Source organism: Mesorhizobium sp. M2A.F.Ca.ET.037.01.1.1, assembly GCF_003998075.1.
In the GTDB taxonomy this organism is placed as follows: Bacteria; Pseudomonadota; Alphaproteobacteria; order Rhizobiales; family Rhizobiaceae; genus Mesorhizobium.
In genome coordinates, this window is the sequence record NZ_RZSA01001189.1 from 1 (window position 1) to 1,792 (window position 1,792).

Consider the following 1,792-nt stretch of genomic DNA (forward strand, 5'->3'; position numbering starts at 1 on the left):
GGTGATCGGCGACAGACCGATGCCGGCGCTGGTTTATCGCCATCACGAGCACCTGATCACGCTGGTCGCCGCACCCCGGCAGAACGAGGCCAAATCGATGCCGGTGGCGGACGACTTGTCGGCAGGCGGCTTCCTCCTGGTCCACTGGACCGACGATGCCTTCTCCTATTGGGCGATCTCGGATGCCGAACGCCCGGCGCTCGACGATTTCGTCGCCCGCTTCCGGGCCGCGGTCATCGCCAATCCGGCCGCGGGAAGCCCGGGCTAGGGAAACGAAACCTTTTATCGCCGCTATTTCTGAGGCCGATAGTCCGTTTGGCTGGATGAGCGAAGGCAGGTGCCTGTCCAAGATGATCGCGCCAAAGCACTTGCCCCGTTGCGCCGGCCCCAAGGCGCGTAAGTAGATAGGTCAAGGTCGACTTTGGTATGTTATAAACGCTCCATTCTCGGGGCGGATACGGGGCAATGGATCAGGAAAGACTTCTAGCCGCAGTCCTCCTAGCTGATGTCGTGGGCAGCACGCCGCTCTATGAGCGCATCGGCGACGATGCCGCCCTGCGGCAGGTCTCGGATTGCCTCGACGCGATACGCGCGATCGTCGCCGAGCACGGCGGTGACTTCATTTACTCGAAGGGCGATGACGTGCTCAGTCTGTTCGAGAGCTCGGAGGCGGCGCTGAGGGCCGTCTGCCAAATCAACAGCCAACTGACGAGAGGGCCGTTGAGCGCCCGGATCGGATTGCATTTCGGGGCGGTTATTCGCGCGCGCGGCGCGGTATTCGGCGATGTTGTCAATGTCACCGCAAGGCTGTCCACTACGGCCAATCCGGGGGAGGTGCTGATCAGCCAGAGCTTCTTCGAAGCGCTTTCGGCTGGCAGCCGCAGCGCCTTGCGGCTCCTCGACAAAATGGCGTTCAAGGGCAAGCAGGAACTCTTCGATGTCTATACGCTGCGGAGCGACGATGGGGTCCCCAGCACGAACGTCACCAGCCGGGGCACCATTATCGAAAGGCGCTCCGCGCCGCCGCGGCAGATCAATCTGGTCATCCGCTATGGAGATCAGTTGGGGTCCTGCCGAAACAATGAATTCGTGACGATCGGCCGATCTCCGGAATGCGATATCGTCGTCCAGCGGCCCTGGGTCTCAAGGCACCACGCGACCTTCACCATTTCGAATGGCAAGGCACGGCTTGTCGAGCGGAGCTCGTCAGGCACATTTGTGTCGATGGGACCCGGCCAGGAAGAAGTATTCGTACGCCGCGAAGATATTCTCCTCTTCGGCTCCGGCGTCATCTCGCCTGGACGCAGATCGTCCCTCCGCGACGCCCAGGTCCTGCACTACGAAATTGTCTCAGGCTGATCTGGCCGGTTGGGCAGGACCGCCGCACCAAGTTTCATCAGCCGCTTGATAGTCACCTTCAACGCGCCGCTTCCGGCAGGATCGCGGTCGACATTTCGGGCAAGGTCTGCCCGCCGTCTACGATGATACTTTGGCCGGTGATGTAAGCCGCTTCATCGGAAGCGAGAAAACGCACCGCGTGGGCAACGTCCTGCGGTGTGCCGAGACGGCGAAGCGGCACGGCGGCGCATTGTGCATCCACGAAACTTTGTGACTGATGCTCCATCACGCCCTCTGTCAGGATGTTGCCCGGCTCAACGGCATTCAGCGTAACGTTCCAAGGCGCAAATTCGAGGGCCGCCGTGCGCATGAAGCCCAGAATTCCTGCCTTGCTAGCCGCATAGTGAGAATACCCAGGAGAAGATACGCGCGCACCCGTTATTGAGGACAAAAA

2 protein-coding genes and 1 pseudogene are annotated in these 1,792 nt (G+C 61.2%); 2 read left to right on the forward strand and 1 reads right to left on the reverse strand.

Features of this window, described 5'->3' with window-relative positions:
• Positions 1-268 (forward strand): annotated as a pseudogene (locus tag EOA27_RS34890) (hypothetical protein); the annotation flags it as partial.
• A gap of 197 nt (positions 269-465) precedes the next feature.
• Entirely contained in the window at positions 466-1,359 is an 894-nt protein-coding gene (locus EOA27_RS34895) for an adenylate/guanylate cyclase domain-containing protein (RefSeq protein ID WP_126080912.1), read from the forward strand.
• Between the two features lie 58 nt (positions 1,360-1,417).
• Here the strand turns inward: EOA27_RS34895 and EOA27_RS34900 are convergent.
• On the reverse strand, positions 1,418-1,792 hold a 375-nt coding region (locus tag EOA27_RS34900), incomplete at its 5' end, for an SDR family oxidoreductase (protein ID WP_127258562.1).